Here is a 17,234-nt window from a genome sequence, read left to right as displayed (position 1 = left end):
ATGGTTTAGGTATCCTTAATTTCATACCGGGACAGCACCCAGTCCAGGCCGTTGATATGATTGAATATCTGGTCCAGTGCTTCCTGGCTGGTCAGTCCGGGATGGAATCCTTCATTGGTTCCATCCTTTTCCATGTGCATCCGCACCACCCAGCGCGCGGAACTGTCATAAAGGGAAAGGTCATGGGAAATGCCGCCGTCCCCTGTCATGGGAACCGGACCCGCCCCGCACCGGGTAAGCTGTTCTTCTTCTGTGATTGTTACAGAGGTAAGCCCTTCCTCTAAAGGCGCTGTGACTGCCTGCAGCTGTCTTACGGCTGTGTCCGCGTCTGGTCCGATGATAATGGTAAGGTCCATGTCCGGGGAATGTCCGCCTACGTATCCATAGAAACTGTCACATGTCTTCAGAAGGCGTTCCGCAAGTTCGGGAAGGGTATCGATAGAGTCCCATTTGAGGACCAGGTGGGACGCGTAGTCCTGGTCGTACCAGGTGCGCCCTGAAATCCCCTGGCCTGATGCGGCGTATAAAAGGGCTTCTGCCCAATATCCGCACCCTCCGACGGTATAGCGGGTGGCATCATCAGAGGATGACTGGACGGGAACTACCCAGACCGGAAATGGTATCTCAGCCTCTCCTAAGGACTTCATATTGTAGAAATATACCCCGTCAGTCTCATCCTCCTGATCGAAGTAAGAGCTGTCCACATGAATGTCCACCATCCCGGTCATGGCTGCAGTCAGTGGGGATGCGGGTGGGAAGATATGGATACTGGCCGAGGTTCCCTTATAAAGCGTCGTGAGGGTATTCTTACCGTAAAATTCGTATTCCTCAGGACTTACAGGGAGATTTTCCGGGCGCGTAATGGGACCGAAGCCATCGTATATCCATTTTTGGGGAGATGAGGACTGGGACATGCTTTGGGAGGTTTCACCGCTGTCCGAAAGGATATTAATGGAAGGGCGCATGTCGGAGGCTTTTGTTTCCATCAGCATCTTGTCAATCTCCCTGACCAGTTCTGATGAATCATGGGCTGGCAGGGTCTGGGGTGGATTTTTCTTCATTTCATTTATGATTTTCTGCACATCAGAAGGATTGCTGGTGCGGCTGGGGGCCATGGAAATACCCCTTATCATGACGGCCACGAACAGAAGTATCAGGCTGGACAGTATCCGCTGGGAACGGGTCCAGGGCTTCCTGCGGGACCTGGTTCCCTTCTCCCCGGATTTGGGAAGAGGAGGCATGTCTGCCATGGCAACCATATCCTTCTCATAGCGGTATGCATGCTGCATGATTTCCCAATGGATATTATCCATATAGGGGATGACTGGATAGGAGGGGGATTTGTATTGCCTGAACCGGTAAGCCCTGTACAGGGCAACCGCCTCCGCCCGGTTAATCCCTCCCCTGTTGGCACTCAGCCACTGGTCCAGCTGTTTTAGGAAATCAGGTTCCCATCCAGCCAGTTTGAACCGTGGGGATTCATACCATTCTTCCAGACGCCGGAGCGCCCTTGTGAACTCCTCCCCATTGGTGTCAACGGATTTGGGAAAGGAGTCATGGAGTTTCTTAAGGCTCTCTAAAAGCTTGCTGCACGAGGCGTTTAACTCCTGCTCCATGCCCTGTTCCACCAGATGGGAGATATCTGGGATGGCAGGAGCCGCAGGGTGATTGCTGGGGAGGATTGTTGCCTGCTTGCTGGCGGGAGCCGCCCCCTGTTCATCCGCAGGAACCGCCGCTTCCGCGCCCGCCGGAATCCGCGCCGCTATCTTAACCGCCGCCGTATAAGCCTTGTGAAGCCGGTCAAATTCTTCCGGATGTTCCTCTGGGTGGCAGGCGGAGCATTTGGCAGCGTACGCTTTTTTAATTGCCCGTTTATCGGATGTGGGGGGAATACCGAGTATGTCCCATATGGTTTCTGCCATCATACGCCTCCGTATAGTTTGCTTTCCAGGTAGTTGAATGTGTCGTCTGTCTTTTTGCGGGCGGCGGCTATGGCTGCGGGACTTCCTGCCTCCAGGACGCCTGAGAACCAGTTCAACAGGTTCAGGATTACCTGGCGGTCATCACCCAGCAGCTCCATGTAGAGCCGTTCTCCCCTGGAGAATACAAGCTGGTTGGCGGCCTGTTCCCTGGCGGGGCGTTTCAGCTGTTCCAGCTCCTGCATTTTCTGTTCCAGTTCCTGGCTGTCCATCCGGATATGTTCATTCATGATCAGTTTTTTCACCACATCCCCGTGCCTGTTTTCAGCCTCCACATCCAGGATACCGTTGATGTCATACGTGAAACGGACAACCACGCCTTCCTGCCCATTGGGGGCAGGCGGGACCGTCAGGTTCAATTCGCCTAAAAACAGGTTTTCACTGCAATGCATGGATTCGCCCTGGAACACAAGGATGCCGATGTCTGTCTGCAGGTCCCTTGTGGTGACATAAAAACCGCTTTTACTGGTGGGCAGGGGTGAGTTCCGCTCAATGATGGGTGACATGATATGGTCCCTGGCGTTATTCCTGTCAATGATCCCGATTCCCAGGGTAAAGGGGCAGATATCCGTGAGGATGATATCTTTTATATCGGACTGGCGCTCCTTAATGCCACCATAGATTCCGGCGCCCAGGGCAATGATTTCATCCGGCTGTCCGGCAAGGAACGGTTCCCTGTGAAGGAAATGTCCGATATACTGCTGGACCGCGGGCATTTTACAGGTCCCGCCCACAAGGACGATCTGGTCAATATCCTCCATGGTCTTCCCCGCATCGGAAAGGGCGTGGAAGACCACCTGTTCCAGACGTTTAAAGAGGGGCGCGCAGATCCGCACCAGGTCCGCTGTTGTCAGGAACAGCCCAAGCTCATCCTCCCTGTAGAGATAATTCATCATGGCGGCCTGGCTGACCGTAAGTTCCCGTTTGCATTGCTCCGCCTTTTTAAGCAGCAGGTTCTGCTCAGACATGGTCATGGATTCAAAATCCAGCGCGTGCTGTCCGCAGAAATATTCTGCAATCAACATATCAAAATCATTGCCGCCCAGATGGTTGTCGCCAGCCACGGCCTGTATCTCGATAATCTGCTCAAAGCACTCCACCACGGATACATCCAGGGTGCCGCCGCCAAAATCAATTACCAGAAACTGGGAGTCATCTTCCCCGGTCTGGTTCCGGCAGGCCAGGGCTGCTGCGGATGGTTCATTGACCAGCCGTTCCACCTTAAGTCCGGCCAGCTGCCCGGCCTGTTTGGTTGCAAAGCGCTGCTCGTCATTAAAATAAGCAGGCACACTGATGACAGCTTCCTCCACCGGTTCACCCAGATACGCTTCTGCATCCAGTTTAAGCTGTTTCAATATGAGGGAAGAGAGTTCTGCCGCTTTAAATATATGGTTCCCAAGCCGGAAATCATGGGCAGTGCCCATCTGCCTCTTGAAGGAGGCAGCGCTGCGTTCCGGCTGGGTATGCATTTTTTCCCTGGCAACCGTGCCTGTCCACAGGGTGCCGTCCTTGTCCATGCTGACCACGCTGGGGGTCAGGAATGTTCCCAGGGAATTGGGAATCAGCTCCGCCCGTCCGTGTCTCCAGATTGATACCAGGCTGTTGGTGGTTCCAAGGTCAATACCGATAATTGCCATATGATTTCTCCTGCTTGGATTATTTTTGATATATGTATATTTTAGTGCAGTTTCCTATATTTTTCCACCTTATTTAATTTGATTTATTTTATCACAAATAGGTGTTGACATGCATGTATAAATGGATTAATATATGGAAGGTAACATTATTTACAATTATATAGTTCGTATATATCCCTTATTCAGAGTGATGGAGGTACAAAGGACCTGTGAAGTCACGGCAACCCCGGTTGAGTATGTCAGAATTGACGTGCAAAAGGGCCGGAAGGTGCCAGCCTGAGCGAGGAGTGTGCACTGTTTCATGCATGCTTGATCGAGCAATAAGAGGATTTGAAGATCTTTCGTTATTTTCAAGTCCGCAATTGCTGCGGACTTTATTTTTTGTAAAGGATATATGTTGCAGGAACCAGGTAACAGAATGATTTATTTCAGAGAAAAGGAGAACGTGAACTAAATGGAGAGAAGAATTTTTACATCTGAATCCGTAACCGAGGGACATCCGGATAAAATGTGCGATGCCATTTCCGATGCCATCCTGGACGCGCTTATGGCCCAGGACCCCATGAGCCGCGTGGCTTGTGAGACAGCTGCCACAACAGGCTTGGTACTTGTAATGGGTGAGATTACAACCAATGCATATGTGGATATCCAGAAGATTGTGCGGGAGACAATACGCGAGATTGGATATGACCGTGCAAAATACGGATTTGACTGCGACACCTGCGGCGTGATAACCGCCATTGACGAGCAGTCCCAGGATATTGCCCTGGGCGTGAACAAGGCCCTGGAAGCAAAAGAAAACAGGATGTCCGACCAGGAACTGGACGCCATCGGCGCCGGCGACCAGGGAATGATGTTCGGTTTTGCCACCAATGAGACAGAAGAGTACATGCCATACGCCATTTCCCTGGCCCACAAGCTGGTCAGGCGCCTGACAGAGGTGCGCAAGGACGGCACATTAAAATATCTCCGCCCGGACGGCAAGTCCCAGGTTACGGTGGAGTACGATGAGAATGACAGGCCGGTGCGCCTGGATGCAGTGGTGCTTTCCACCCAGCATGATGAGAGCGTGTCCCAGGAGCAGATCCATGCGGACGTTAAGAAATACATCTTTGACGAAATCCTTCCTCAGGATATGGTGGATGGGAACACCAAGTTCTTCATTAATCCCACCGGACGTTTTGTAATCGGCGGACCTCAGGGAGACAGCGGCCTGACCGGACGTAAGATCATCGTAGATACCTACGGCGGCTATGCACGTCACGGCGGCGGCGCATTTTCCGGCAAGGACTGCACCAAGGTGGACCGTTCCGCTGCCTATGCAGCCCGTTATGTGGCTAAGAATATCGTGGCAGCCGGACTGGCCGACAAGTGTGAAATCCAGCTGTCCTATGCAATCGGCGTGGCCCACCCGACCTCTATCATGGTAGATACCTATGGTACAGGAAAGCTGAGCAATGAAAAGCTGGTGGAAATCATCCGCTCCAATTTTGACCTCCGCCCGGCCGGCATCATCAAGATGCTGGGACTCCGCCGTCCGATTTATAAGCAGACAGCTGCTTATGGACATTTTGGCCGCAATGATCTGGACCTTCCATGGGAGAAGCTGGATAAGGTGGAGCTGCTGAAGTCATTGGCAGGGATATAGGAAGACGCTGGGGAGGCATTTTTATTACACAGCAGATACAATTTCAGATATGATTCCAAATGAAAGCCCAGTGCCCACGCACTGGGCTTTTAACATTATCCATGGTCTGCCAATGACCCCAATTTTCATAAATCCTCCCCGCCCTCTTTTATCTTATGCGTATAAATGTTATTCTGGGGATATATCAGGACGTGAATCATTCAGCAAGGCACACGTCATATACAGTTGGGAAAAGGTGGGGGACATATGAAAGGGATACGGAAATACTGGAGCAGACAATCCTTTACAAAACAGATATCCGTTGTGTTTATATTGCTGTTTACGGCCCAGATCGTGCTTCTGGCAGGTATAAGCAATACATATTTAACGGATATTATTGAAAAGAAGATCATCGGATTTTTCCGGATAGCGGTGGAACAGGCAGCATCCAATATTGCAGCAACCCTGAATGGGTATGAGGAAGCCGTTAACCAGATGACCATAGATGAAAAATTCCTTGATTACATGCAGCAATTTGAAGAAGCCCGGGGACAGGAGGAACTGGGTGTGAAGCAGGAGCTGAGGAAGCAGATGCGGACCTTCATGTCCTACCGTCCTCAGGTGTGGTGTATGGCCGTGGAGACTGAAAACGGGAAGGTATTCAGCTCGGACAGGCTTCAGATTGATTCTTTATACCAGAAAAGCCCGGAGTTATATGACCTGTATTTTTCACAGGTGGAAAAACAGGAAATCCTTAAGGGGGAATGGATACCGGCTGAGTATTACGACAGGCAGGGAACCTCGGATTATTATCTTTTCACGTACCGGAAGCGGCTGATGGATTTCTATACAGCTAGGTATGTGGGGACCTTCCTCATGGGCGTGAATGAGCTGGTACTTTCCGATATCTGTCAGGAGGCCCAGATCACACCGGACAGGAACACGAATTATAACTTCATTGTGGACCAGGACAACCGGATTGTTTCGCATTATGACAAATCCAGGATAGGCATGGACATTTCTGACATGGACGGATGGGAACAGCTGACTATGGGCGGCAGCCAGGATGTGCATCTGGTGAAGGAGAACCATGAGGACAAGACAGTTGTGCTGGTGGATATCCCAAAGACATCCTGGCGTCTGGCCGGTGTTCTGGATAATGATTATATACTGAAGGAGATACGGAATTTCCAAAGGATAATATGGATGATAACCATCTGCCTGATGGTGCTGGGCGGTTTCTTCATATGGATCCTGTCCCGCAGGCTGTCCGCGTCCGTTAAGCAGGTGGTAAACACCATGAAGGAAGTAAGGGCCGGGGAAATGTCCGCCCACATGGAGATGGAAGGCAAGAATGAGATATCCATCATAGCCAGCCAGTTTAATAAGATGATGAAACAGATCAACAACCAGATGGATGAGATCAAGCAGGTCAGCGAAATGAAGAAGGATGCGGAAATCAGGGCGCTTGAAGCCCAGATTAACCCTCATTTCATCTACAACACCCTGGATTCCATCCATTGGCTTGCCATCGAAAACGGGGAAGATGAAATCAGTGAAATGCTCAGTGAATTTGCCCAGATCCTCAGGTATCAGATCAGCGGAAGCAATGACGTCGTTAAAATAAAGGAGGAGATGGAGTACCTGAAAAAGTATCTGTTTCTTCAGAAAATCCGTTTCATGGATAACTTTGAATATGCCATTGACTGTGAGGAGGGAATCCTGGACTGCCATATCCATAAGATGATATTCCAGCCGTTGATTGAAAATGCAATCATCCATGGATATGCGAATATCCGCCACGGAGGATTCCTGCGAATCAAGATTTATCATATAAATGAAAGCGGAATCTGTTTTTCCATAACGGATAACGGACGGGGGATGTCACCGGAGAAAGTGGGGGAAGTTTTTGGTGAAGGCGGGAGTACGCCGTCTATCGGCGTGTCGAATGTATTAGCCAGGCTGAAGCTTTATTATGGGGACAGCTACAGGATGGAGGTACATTCGGAGGAAAACAGGGGAACCTCCATTAAGATTACCATACCGAAGATGTGATGTAAAAGAGGGCGAGAAGATGAAAATCATAATTGTGGAGGATGAAAGAAAGTCATTAATGGGACTGACTGCCCTGATTGGCCAGCTGGAAGAGAGATGGGACATCGTGGGGACGGCTGGGAATGGAGAAGAGGGTGTGCGGCTCATTGCCAGGGAACAGCCGGATGTGGTCATAACAGATGTGATGATGGAGCAGATGGACGGCCTGGAAATGATGGAGGCAGTACTAAACCAAGGGAACGAGTGCAAATTCATTGTTTTAAGCGGGTTTGCCGACTTTAAATTTGCCCAGAAAGCAATTCAGCTGGGGAGCGTGGATTATCTTTTGAAACCCGTGACAAAAAAGACATTAAGGGAAGTCCTGGAACGGGTGGAACAGAAAATCAGGGAAGAAAAGCATCAGATAAGGCCATCCACCTTTTCGGAACAGGAATTATGGGAACGGCTGTATTCGGTGCCTGAGGATGCGGCTGAAAGCTACCTGAAGGAGCTGGAATCCAGGATGGCGGGCAGAGGGGTATATCTGCTGATGCTTAAAGGGGATGCGGGTTTCACGGTTTCAGAAGAAACGAAGTGGAAGGAAATCATGAAATACTATCTGTCAGGTATGACATTCCACTTTTTTTCCGGCGGCAGGCATAAACTGTTTTTTGCAGTTGAATCAGAGGAGCTGACACGCCTGGAAGGACAGATAAGGGAAGGGCTGAAACGTGGGAAAAGCCTGTTCCACAAACCTGTTGTGGCGGTATCCTATTTCCTTCCAGTGTTAAAAGAATTTTACAGGGCGCTTAAGGTGATGGAGGATAACAGCAATTGGGGGCTGTCTGTCATACAGATGGATATAATAAACGAGGAAAAACTTAAGGCAGTAGAATGTAATAAATTCATCTATCCCATGGAGACTGAAAGAAATATGATCCGCCATATCGGGGAACTGGATATGGCGGCGGTCCGGGAGGATCTGCGGGAATTTGAGGCATATCTGAAAAAACAGGTTTACCATTATGCGGATATCCGTGAGGCAATGCTGTGTATGACGGTTGCCATCCTGTATGAAATCCGTAAGACAAGTTATGGGATATATGAGGAAATCAGCCATCTGAACGTCCTGGAGTGGGTAAAGACAAGAATTTCCACGGATGCCTATGCAACCATGATGCTGAATATCCTGGGTGAATTCAAACGTTATAAAGATAATGTACACCACTGTAATAATCCGGTCATTAATGAGATATTGAATATCATTGAGAAGGAATATAAAGAAAATATCCTTGTGGAGGAAATGGCGCGCCGTTTTAACATTACCCCTGAGTATTTAAGTACGCTGTTTGTGCGGGAGTTAGGGATTAAGTACACTGCATACTGTACCCAGGTCAAAATCGAGCATGCAAAAAAGCTTCTCAGAAACAGTAACATGAAGATTTATGAAGTAGCTGAACAGAGCGGGTACATGGATGTAAAATATTTTTGTAAGGTGTTTAAGAAGTATACGGGAAAAAGCCCTAAGGAATATATCCAGATGTAACGTTTGTTTTGGACACCTTTCTTAGAAATGTGGAATGGGAAAAGAGATAAGGAGGTGGTATCCTTTAATCAGAAAACAAACAGGGAGGGATTTCAATGAGAAAGGAACACAAGTGGTTATGGTCAGCAGCAGCAATCGCAATGGCGGCGGGAATCTGCATGGGGTGCGGCGCAGGGTCTGGCGGGGGGACAGCACAGACCACTGCAGAGCAGGCGGATGCCAAGGAGGAAAGCACAGGACAGACAGCTGCATCCCAGGCCGAAGGAGACCAGAAGATTACGTTACTTTTAACTTATCCTAAGGAAAAAGCAGTGCTCTATCAATGCATTGAGGATTTTACGGCTGAAACCGGAATACAGGTGGAGATTCAGTACATGCCCCTGGCGGATTCCAGAAAACAGATTAATATCATGGTGGCCAGCGACAGCCTTCCGGATGTGATGGATGTGGACAATACGGACACAGCCACTTATGCAAAGATGGGGATCCTGGCGGATATCACGGACCGCGTTAATTCAGAGCTGGAACTGGACCGGTATTATGGCAGTATCCTTGGACAGAACCAGTATGAGGGAAAATATTATGGACTCCCGTTCACATCGAATAACCTGTGCCTTTACTACAATAAGGAGTTACTTGATAAAGCAGGTGTGACAGAGGTTCCGGCAACCTGGGACGGGCTTCTTGAGGCATGTGGCAAACTGAAGTCAATCGGGGTCAATGGCTTCGGGGTGGCGGGAAGCCAGACAACCGATACCACGTTTCAGATGTGGCCATTTATATGGGGAGCAGGTTCTGATGTAGACCGTATTGATTCGCCTGAGACAGTGGAGATGCTTAAATTCTATCAGGAAATGGTGGAAAACCAGTATATGAGTACGGAGGTGGTAAACTATAATTCCGGAGACAATGCCAACCAGTTTATTGCCGGCAAGACAGCAATGATCATAGACGGTCCATGGCGTCTTAGTTCCATCCAGGCTGATGCAGGCTTTGAATTCGGCGTGGCCAAGGTTCCTGAGGGAAGCGCTGGATTTAAGACAGTGCTGGGCGGCCATAATTTTGCGATTTCCAATACGGGCAATGTGGATTTAAGCTGGGAATTTGTAAAATATATGAACAGGCCTGAAGTCATGGTCAGGTACAGCGAGGCAGAAAACTATATTCCATCCAGAAAAGACGTGGCTGCAGGATCTGAGTATTTCGGCCAGGAGCCCATAAGCACATTTGTGGAAATGCAGGAGTATGCAGTGGCGATGCCGGTGGAGAATTATAATAAAATCAGTGATATCCTGATTGAAATGTGGCAGTCGGTTATTCTTGGAGCCAAGGATCCGGAACAGGCGGCCAAGGATGCAGGAGCATCCATAGCAGGATTATAACCAGACAGGATATAGGACAAAGCGCTGCAAACACATGGCAATTGTGCTTTGCAGCACTTTTTATGCCCAAAATCAGGTGAAATGAGTTGGAAAGCGGTGATTGTTGATGAAAATTAAGAAGAAAAGTCCCATGCACAACCGGTATACAAAGCGGGAAATCATAGCCGGATATTGTTTTATCCTTCCTGCGGCAGTGTTTCTGGCGCTGATTGTAATATATCCGTTGATATACAACCTGAGTATGAGTTTCCATGAAGTGACGCTGGAAACCTTCCGGGGGGAGCAGCCCTTTATCGGGCTGGGTAATTACAGGGAGGTCCTGGCCATGCCCATGGTCAGGAAAGCCATATGGAATACGGTTTATTTTACGGTAATGTCCATCCTGTTCCAGTTCATCATAGGGTTTGCCCTGGCCCTCCTGTTTTCCAAGGTATTCAGGCTCAGCAAGATATCCAGGGGACTGCTGATGGTGTGCTGGCTGGTCCCTGTTATTGTATTTGCCTCTGTATGGAAATGGATTTTTGCAGGGGATGGTTCCGGCATACTGAATTATTTCCTGACCCAGCTGCATCTTGTCAAGGCTCCGGTTTCCTGGCTGACCACGGAGCGGGGGGCCATGACCGCCCTTATCATTACGAATATCTGGAGAGGCGTTCCCTTTAACATGCTGTTACTGGCCACGGGGCTGACCACGCTGCCTGAGGAGCTGTTTGAGGCGGCCGCCATTGACGGGGCCAGCCGTATTCAGCGGTTCCGCCACATTACGCTCCCGCTGCTTAAACCAACCATCCTCAGTGTGGTGACACTTGGATTCATCTATACGTTTAAGGCATTTGACCTGATATATATAATGACAAACGGAGGTCCCTTGGATTCCACGCAGATACTGGCAACCGCCTCATATAAACTGACGTTCTCCAATTTTGAATTTGGACAGGGGGCTGCGGTGGCTAATATCATGCTGGTGCTTTTGCTGGTAGTTGCCATATTTAATCTTAAATTAATGGAGAAAGAGGAGGTGATGTGAGATGGATAAACGGAAAAAAAGGGAACAGATACTGTTTAACCTGATTGCTGTTGCTGTTCTCATACTGTTCTTATTTCCCATCTACTGGATGGTGATTACCTCCCTTAAATCCTCAAAAGAAATATTTGCTGAGGTCCCCACCTTTTTTCCTGAGAAGATTGAACTGGAGGGGTATATATCACAGCTGTTTGTCAGGGGAAGCGTGCCCATCTGGGTCAGCTTCAGGAACAGTTTCATCATAGCGGCAGCCACCACGGTCATATCCACCCTGCTGGCCACCCTGTCCGCATATGGACTGGCCCGGTTTAAATTGAGCATCAACCGGGCAGTACTATTGGCAATCCTGATAACACAGATGTTGCCCACCGTACTGTTCCTCTCCCCGCTGTTCATGACATTTAAGAAAATTGCGATTTTAGATACCCTGGCAGCTCCTGTTATTTTCACCTGCCTGCACAGCATTCCTTTTTGTATCATTACACTCCGGCCATATTTCCTGGATATCCCCAAAGAGCTGGAGGATGCTGCCATTATTGACGGGTGCGGGCGGTTCCAGGTGTTCTGGCGGGTAATGGTACCCATCACCTACCCCGGCATCGTGGTTTCTGCTGCATTTACCTTTCTCTGGGGATGGGGGGATCTGATGGGAGCCCTGACCTTCATTAAGACGGACCGTCTGTATCCCCTGACGGTTAATATGTATAAGGCAATCGGGGAATATGGGATTGAATGGAACAGCCTGATGGCATTTGCCGTTATCCTGACCATACCCGTGCTTTTGATATTCATATGTCTTCAGAAGTATCTGATTACCGGTATCACGGCCGGCGCAGTAAAAGGCTGATGTCAGGAATGGCGTTTGAAAGGATGGAACTATGGATGAGAGATGGCAGAAATCCCTTCCTGTAAGCTGGAAAAATGTAAGGTTTACAGGCGGGTTCTGGAAGAAGAGACAGGAAATCAACGAACAGGTAACCCTTCCCGCCGAGTATGAGCAGTGCAGAAGCTCCGGCAGGGTGGATTCAGTAAAATGTATTTATAAGCCGCGGGAAAACAGCGGACCCGAAAAGGGTGTGTTTACCATAGACGGTGTGCTGGAGGAGAATATGGCGGATGGGGAGACCATCCCCAGACCCCATCATTACTGGGATTCCGACCTGGCAAAGTGGATTGAAGGGGCATCCTACGCCCTCTGGTATGAAAGGAATCCGGAAACAGAAGCAGTGATTGACGGGATCATAGATGATTTCGGGAAACTGCAGATGCCGGATGGGTATGTGAATACCTACTATACGGTGGTTGAACCCGGAAAACGATGGACCAATGTCCACCGTATGCATGAACTGTACTGCGCAGGACACCTGATTGAGGCCGCGGCAGCATATTATGAAGCCACGGGAAAGGCAAAATTACTGGATATCGTGGAGCGCTATGCCGACCATATTGACCGTGTATTCGGTCCGGCGGATCATCAGATCCATGGATATCCGGGCCATCAGGAGATAGAGCTGGCCCTGGTGAAGCTGTACCGTCTCACAGGTAAAAAGAAGTATCTGGAGCTGGCAGCTTATTTCCTCAATGAGAGGGGGAAACAGCCGTATTTCTTTGAAGAAGAAGCGAGACAGCAGGGAAGGGACCCGGAAGACGGCGGCCCGAAGGGGATTTTAGGAAAAAGCTTTTTAGCCCAGGGCCCATATGCCCTGTTCCAGGCCCATCTGCCTGTTAGGGAACAGATGACGGCAGAAGGCCATGCGGTCCGGCTGGCCTACATGGGGGCAGGCATGGCTGATGTGGCCTCAGAGACCGGGGATAAGAGCCTTTGGCAGGCATGTGTCCGGCTTTGGGACAATGTTACATCAAAGAGGATGTATATCACTGGAGGTATCGGCTCCCAGGATGGGTGTGAGAGGTTCAACTTTGATTACCAGCTTCCCAACGAGGAGTCCTATCATGAGACCTGCGCATCGGTTGCCATGGTAATGTGGGGATTCAGGATGCTTCAGGTAGCGCCGGACCGGAGATACGGGGATGTGATGGAGCGGGCGCTGTACAACGGGGTGCTCAGCGGGGTATCCCTTAGCGGGGACCGTTTCTTTTATGCGAATCATCTGGCTGCCCATCCGGAAATGTTCCGGGACAGGATCATACGCAATCCACGCATGTTCCCGGAGCGCCAGCGCTGGTTTGCAGTGTCCTGCTGTCCCATGAATCTGGCCAGGCTGCTGGAATCCCTTGGCGGGTATCAATATACCCAGGGAAAACTGGAGGATGGTGGCCAGGCAGTATACGTGCATCTCTATCAGGAGGGTACGGCGGATATCAGGGTCAGGGATAAAAAGGTTGTCATCCGGCAGGAGACAGACTATCCATGGCAGGGGGATATCCTGGTTACGGTAGGCACGGACCTGGACGGGGCGTGGACCCTGGCCCTGCGGATACCGGAATGGAGCGGACAGCCCGTACTGGAGACAGAGGATGCAGAAGTCTGGGAAGACAGGGGATACCTCTATGTGAGGAAGGACTGGAGTAAGAATGGGCATCTGCATTTAAGCCTGCCCATGCAGCCAGTGTTAATGGAGGCACACCCCGGGGTCAGGATGGATTGCGGAAAAGCAGCCATTCAATATGGCCCATTGGTTTACTGTGTGGAGGAAGCAGACAATGATGCGGATTTATTTGACTGTATCCTGACTGGAGACAGCCGGTTGGAGGCCGGGTTTGAAGAAAGTCTCCTGGGAGGAATCTGTACCATCCAGGCACAGGGCATAAGAAGGAACCGCGAACAGTGGAAGGGCAGATTATACCAGCCCGCGTCCGGGAGTTATTTTGAACCGGTAAAGCTGAAGGCTGTCCCATACTATACCTGGGCCAACCGGGGAACCGGGGCGATGACCGTATGGATGAACCATATTCCCGATATGGACCACGGGAAAGTGGATGGTAAGTATGAGGATAAGGCGGACAGGGGGAATGTAAATTGAAGGGAATTGTTTACGAGGGACCGGGTACCCTTATTTACCGGGATGTCCCGGATGTGCGGCCCCAGCGGGGAGAAGTGAAAATCAGGGTAAGGGCCTGCGGGATATGCGGCAGCGATGTCCACGGATACCTGGGGATAACTGGAAGAAGGACAGCGCCCATGGTAATGGGCCATGAATTTGCAGGGGAAATCGCAGAGCTGGGGGAGGATGTAGAAGGATGGAAGCCTGGGGACAGGGTTTCTGTTTACCCGGTGGACTTCTGTGGGGACTGTGAGATGTGTAAAAAGGGACAGGTCCACCTGTGCCTGAATAAGCGTGCATTCGGTGTGCTGGATGTGGATGGGGCATTTGCAGAATATATCTGTGTTCCGGCAAAGTGCTGTTTTTCCATATCAGATACGGTTTCCTTTTCCGTGGGTTCCCTGTTTGAACCGTTGGCGGTTGCGTACAGGAGCGTGCAGCATGCAGGGGAACTGGAAGGAAAAACCGTATTGATCGTGGGTGCTGGGACCATCGGGCTGCTGGCGCTGGCATGTGTGAAAAGGAAGAAGGCCGGCAGGATCATTCTCTCTGATTTAAGCAGCCACCGCCTAACGGTTGCCGGGGAAATGGGCGCGGATGCAGTCATAAATCCGGGCTGCGAAGATTTTAAAGCCAGAATCCTGGAAGAGACAGGCGGAAAGGGTGTGGATGCTGCCATTGAGGCAGTGGGGGCAGGTCCAACGGTACAGCAGGCCATGACCGCACTGCGATTTGGAGGCAGGGCTGTGTGGATAGGCAATAACAGACCGATGATAGAGGTTAACATGCAGGAAATCGTCACAAGGGAGCTGTCCGTGCAGGGGTCATTCCTATATGGTTATGATGAGTTTAAGGTTGTGTCAGGAATGGTCAACAGGGGAGAAATCCACCCAGAGCCATTAATCAGTAAAACAATCAGCCTTAAAGAGGCGCCCGCCTATTTTGAAAAACTGGCAAAGGCGCCCGGCGATATGATAAAGGTCGTTGTTGTCAATTGAGCAGAAGGAGGGGATAGGAAGATGGAATATGATGATAAATTAATAGAAGGGTTAAAATGCCAGGCCCAAAGGCTGAGAAGGGATGTGGTCATCAGCATGGGCGTTGGGGTGGCCGGGCATATAGGGGGATCCAATTCATCGGCAGATATTGTGGCGGCCCTCTATTTTTACAAAATGAAGCATAAGCCGGAAAATCCCGGATGGAGGGAAAGGGACAGGTTCCTATTGAGCAAGGGGCATGTGGGAATCCTCCAGTATGCGGCGTTGGCGGAATGCGGATATTTCCCGGTAGGGGATTTGAAGCACACAAAGGAAATCGGCTCATATCTCCAGGGACATCCGGATGTGCTGAAGACACCGGGGATTGAGGCCGGGACCGGTTCGCTGGGGCAGGGGCTTTCCATCGGATTGGGTATGGCCCTGGGGCAGAGGCTGGATAAAATCAACAGTAAGACATATGTGCTGGTAGGTGACGGGGAGATTGCGGAAGGGCAGATATGGGAGGCAGCAATGGCGGCCCGGGCGTTCCGGGCAGATAATCTGGTGGCTATCGTGGACAGGAACGGACTCCAGGCCAATGGAAGGACAAAGGACCGTTTTGATACAGGGGATATCATTGCAAAGTTTTTAAGCTTTGGCTGGCATGTGATAGAAATAGACGGACATGATATGAAACAGATCCTTGACGCCCTTAACCAGGCCGGCCATGTCAAAGGCGTGCCCACGGTGATTGTTGCCAATACGGTTAAGGGAAAAGGGGTCAGCTTTGCAGAGAATGTGGTGGGCTACCACAATGGTATGCTGACAGAAGAAACCTACAGACAGGCCCTGGAGGAGTTGACGGTGCAGGATGAGGCCGCGGCACAGGACGGGGCAGGGGAAGAGAGGCAGGAGGCGCACAGATGAGCGATACGAATCAGAGGATGGTTTACGGCAAAACATTGGTGGAACTGGGAAGACAGGATGAGCGGATTGTGGTTCTGGACGCAGACCTGGGCGGATCTACCATGGGCAAACTGTTTGAGGCAGAGTTTCCGGAGCGTCACTTTGAAATGGGAATTGCAGAAGCCAATATGACAAGCGTTGCCGCGGGACTGGCCCAGACCGGTAAGATTCCGTTTACGAATTCATTTGCCGTATTTGCAGGCGGCCGTGCCTATGACCAGATACGCCAGACCATTGCAATTGGAAAACTGAATGTGAAGATATGCGGCTCATCGTCAGGACTGTCTGATTTTGGGGACGGAGCCACTCACCAGTGCGTGGAGGACATGGCTATTTTCCGGGCCGTGCCCAACATGACGGTCATCTGCCCGGCTGATGCGAATGAAACAAGGGAAGCAGTGAAAGCAATCGCGGGAATGGATGGCCCCTGCTATCTGCGCCTGAACCGGAATGATTATCCCAATGTGACTGAAGAAGGAGCGCCGTTTGAGATTGGGGTGCCAAAGCTGCTGAAGGATGGAACCGACATTGCACTGTTTGCAGTGGGATATATGACGGGGGTGGCCCTTGAGGCAGCCAGGGAGCTGGAAGGCAGTATCTCTGTAAGGGTGATTAATGTATCCACAATCAAGCCCATGGATAAAGAGATGATAAGGAAAATGGCAGAGGGGTGCAGGGCCGTTGTCACGGCAGAGGAACACAATGTGGCAGGAGGGCTGGGAAGCGCTGTGGCAGAGGCCTTATGTGAAAACCCAATACCCATGAAGATGGTGGGGATTAAAGATACATTTGGCTGCAGCGGCCATAATTACCAGGAAGTCCTGGCTTACCACGGACTGACAAGGGAAGCTGTTGCAGAAGCCGTCAGGGAGATGGCTGGTTAGGATGTGCTTAAAACTTCAGACTATCCTTATGGAATACGGATCAGTGACTGGTATAGGATAACAGCAATATACGCGTATAACCGCAGAAGGCCGCTTGCATTGGCAGGCGGTCTTTTGTATAATTGTGTCAATATACAATTTGAAAATATGTTTGCCAGTGGTAATGACGGAAT

12 protein-coding genes and 1 riboswitch are annotated in these 17,234 nt (G+C 50.4%); of the genes, 10 read left to right on the top strand and 2 right to left on the bottom strand.

The window, feature by feature from the left end; genetic code table 11:
• Positions 1-5: 5 nt before the first annotated feature.
• Positions 6-1,922, bottom strand: a complete 1,917-nt coding sequence (locus LK536_RS35815) for a J domain-containing protein (RefSeq protein WP_506092087.1) — start codon at positions 1,920-1,922, stop codon at positions 6-8.
• On the bottom strand, positions 1,922-3,616 hold the full coding sequence (locus LK536_RS35810) for a molecular chaperone HscC (RefSeq protein WP_227794726.1): 1,695 nt from the start codon (positions 3,614-3,616) through the stop codon (positions 1,922-1,924). Before LK536_RS35810 ends, LK536_RS35815 begins: the two co-directional genes overlap by 1 nt.
• Positions 3,617-3,791: 175 nt before the next feature.
• Positions 3,792-3,943, top strand: a riboswitch (SAM riboswitch).
• 127 nt (positions 3,944-4,070) lie between these two features.
• On the opposite strand from LK536_RS35810, the gene metK reads away from it, so the two are divergent.
• The 10 genes from metK (at position 4,071) to LK536_RS35760 (ending at position 17,061) form a co-directional block, all read left to right on the top strand.
• Entirely contained in the window at positions 4,071-5,264 is a 1,194-nt protein-coding gene (gene metK, locus LK536_RS35805) for a methionine adenosyltransferase (RefSeq protein ID WP_227794725.1), read from the top strand.
• 246 nt (positions 5,265-5,510) lie between these two features.
• A complete protein-coding gene (locus LK536_RS35800) occupies positions 5,511-7,298 on the top strand; it encodes a cache domain-containing sensor histidine kinase (RefSeq protein WP_025484605.1) in 1,788 nt (595 codons plus the stop codon).
• A 19-nt stretch (positions 7,299-7,317) separates the two neighbouring features.
• Complete coding sequence (locus LK536_RS35795; protein ID WP_150846403.1) at positions 7,318-8,823, top strand: response regulator transcription factor; 1,506 nt, start codon at positions 7,318-7,320, stop codon at positions 8,821-8,823.
• A 95-nt stretch (positions 8,824-8,918) separates the two neighbouring features.
• Positions 8,919-10,205: a sugar ABC transporter substrate-binding protein gene (locus tag LK536_RS35790; RefSeq protein ID WP_227794724.1), complete on the top strand. Its 1,287-nt coding sequence runs from the start codon at positions 8,919-8,921 to the stop codon at positions 10,203-10,205.
• 106 nt (positions 10,206-10,311) lie between these two features.
• Positions 10,312-11,232 carry a carbohydrate ABC transporter permease gene (locus LK536_RS35785; protein ID WP_227794723.1) on the top strand — a complete coding sequence of 307 codons (921 nt, stop codon included), beginning with the start codon at positions 10,312-10,314 and terminating at the stop codon, positions 11,230-11,232.
• A gap of 1 nt (position 11,233) precedes the next feature.
• Positions 11,234-12,076, top strand: coding sequence for a carbohydrate ABC transporter permease (locus LK536_RS35780; protein ID WP_008723165.1), 843 nt, complete (start codon positions 11,234-11,236; stop codon positions 12,074-12,076).
• Between the two features lie 31 nt (positions 12,077-12,107).
• Complete coding sequence (locus tag LK536_RS35775; protein ID WP_227794722.1) at positions 12,108-14,213, top strand: glycoside hydrolase family 127 protein; 2,106 nt, start codon at positions 12,108-12,110, stop codon at positions 14,211-14,213.
• Positions 14,210-15,232: a zinc-dependent alcohol dehydrogenase gene (locus tag LK536_RS35770; protein ID WP_227794721.1), complete on the top strand. Its 1,023-nt coding sequence runs from the start codon at positions 14,210-14,212 to the stop codon at positions 15,230-15,232. The genes LK536_RS35775 and LK536_RS35770 overlap by 4 nt, the downstream gene beginning before the upstream one ends.
• 21 nt (positions 15,233-15,253) lie before the next feature.
• Complete coding sequence (locus tag LK536_RS35765) at positions 15,254-16,138, top strand: transketolase (RefSeq protein ID WP_227794720.1); 885 nt, start codon at positions 15,254-15,256, stop codon at positions 16,136-16,138.
• Positions 16,135-17,061 (top strand): transketolase family protein, encoded by a 927-nt coding sequence (locus tag LK536_RS35760; RefSeq protein ID WP_025484595.1) that lies wholly within the window; start codon positions 16,135-16,137, stop codon positions 17,059-17,061. The genes LK536_RS35765 and LK536_RS35760 overlap by 4 nt, the downstream gene beginning before the upstream one ends.
• Positions 17,062-17,234: the final 173 nt, after the last annotated feature.

This window comes from Clostridium pacaense (assembly GCF_020709765.2).
Lineage (GTDB): Bacteria > Bacillota > Clostridia > Lachnospirales > Lachnospiraceae > Enterocloster > Enterocloster hominis.
Note: the sequence above shows the minus strand (reverse complement) of the source record. Positions and strands in the feature narration are given on the sequence as shown.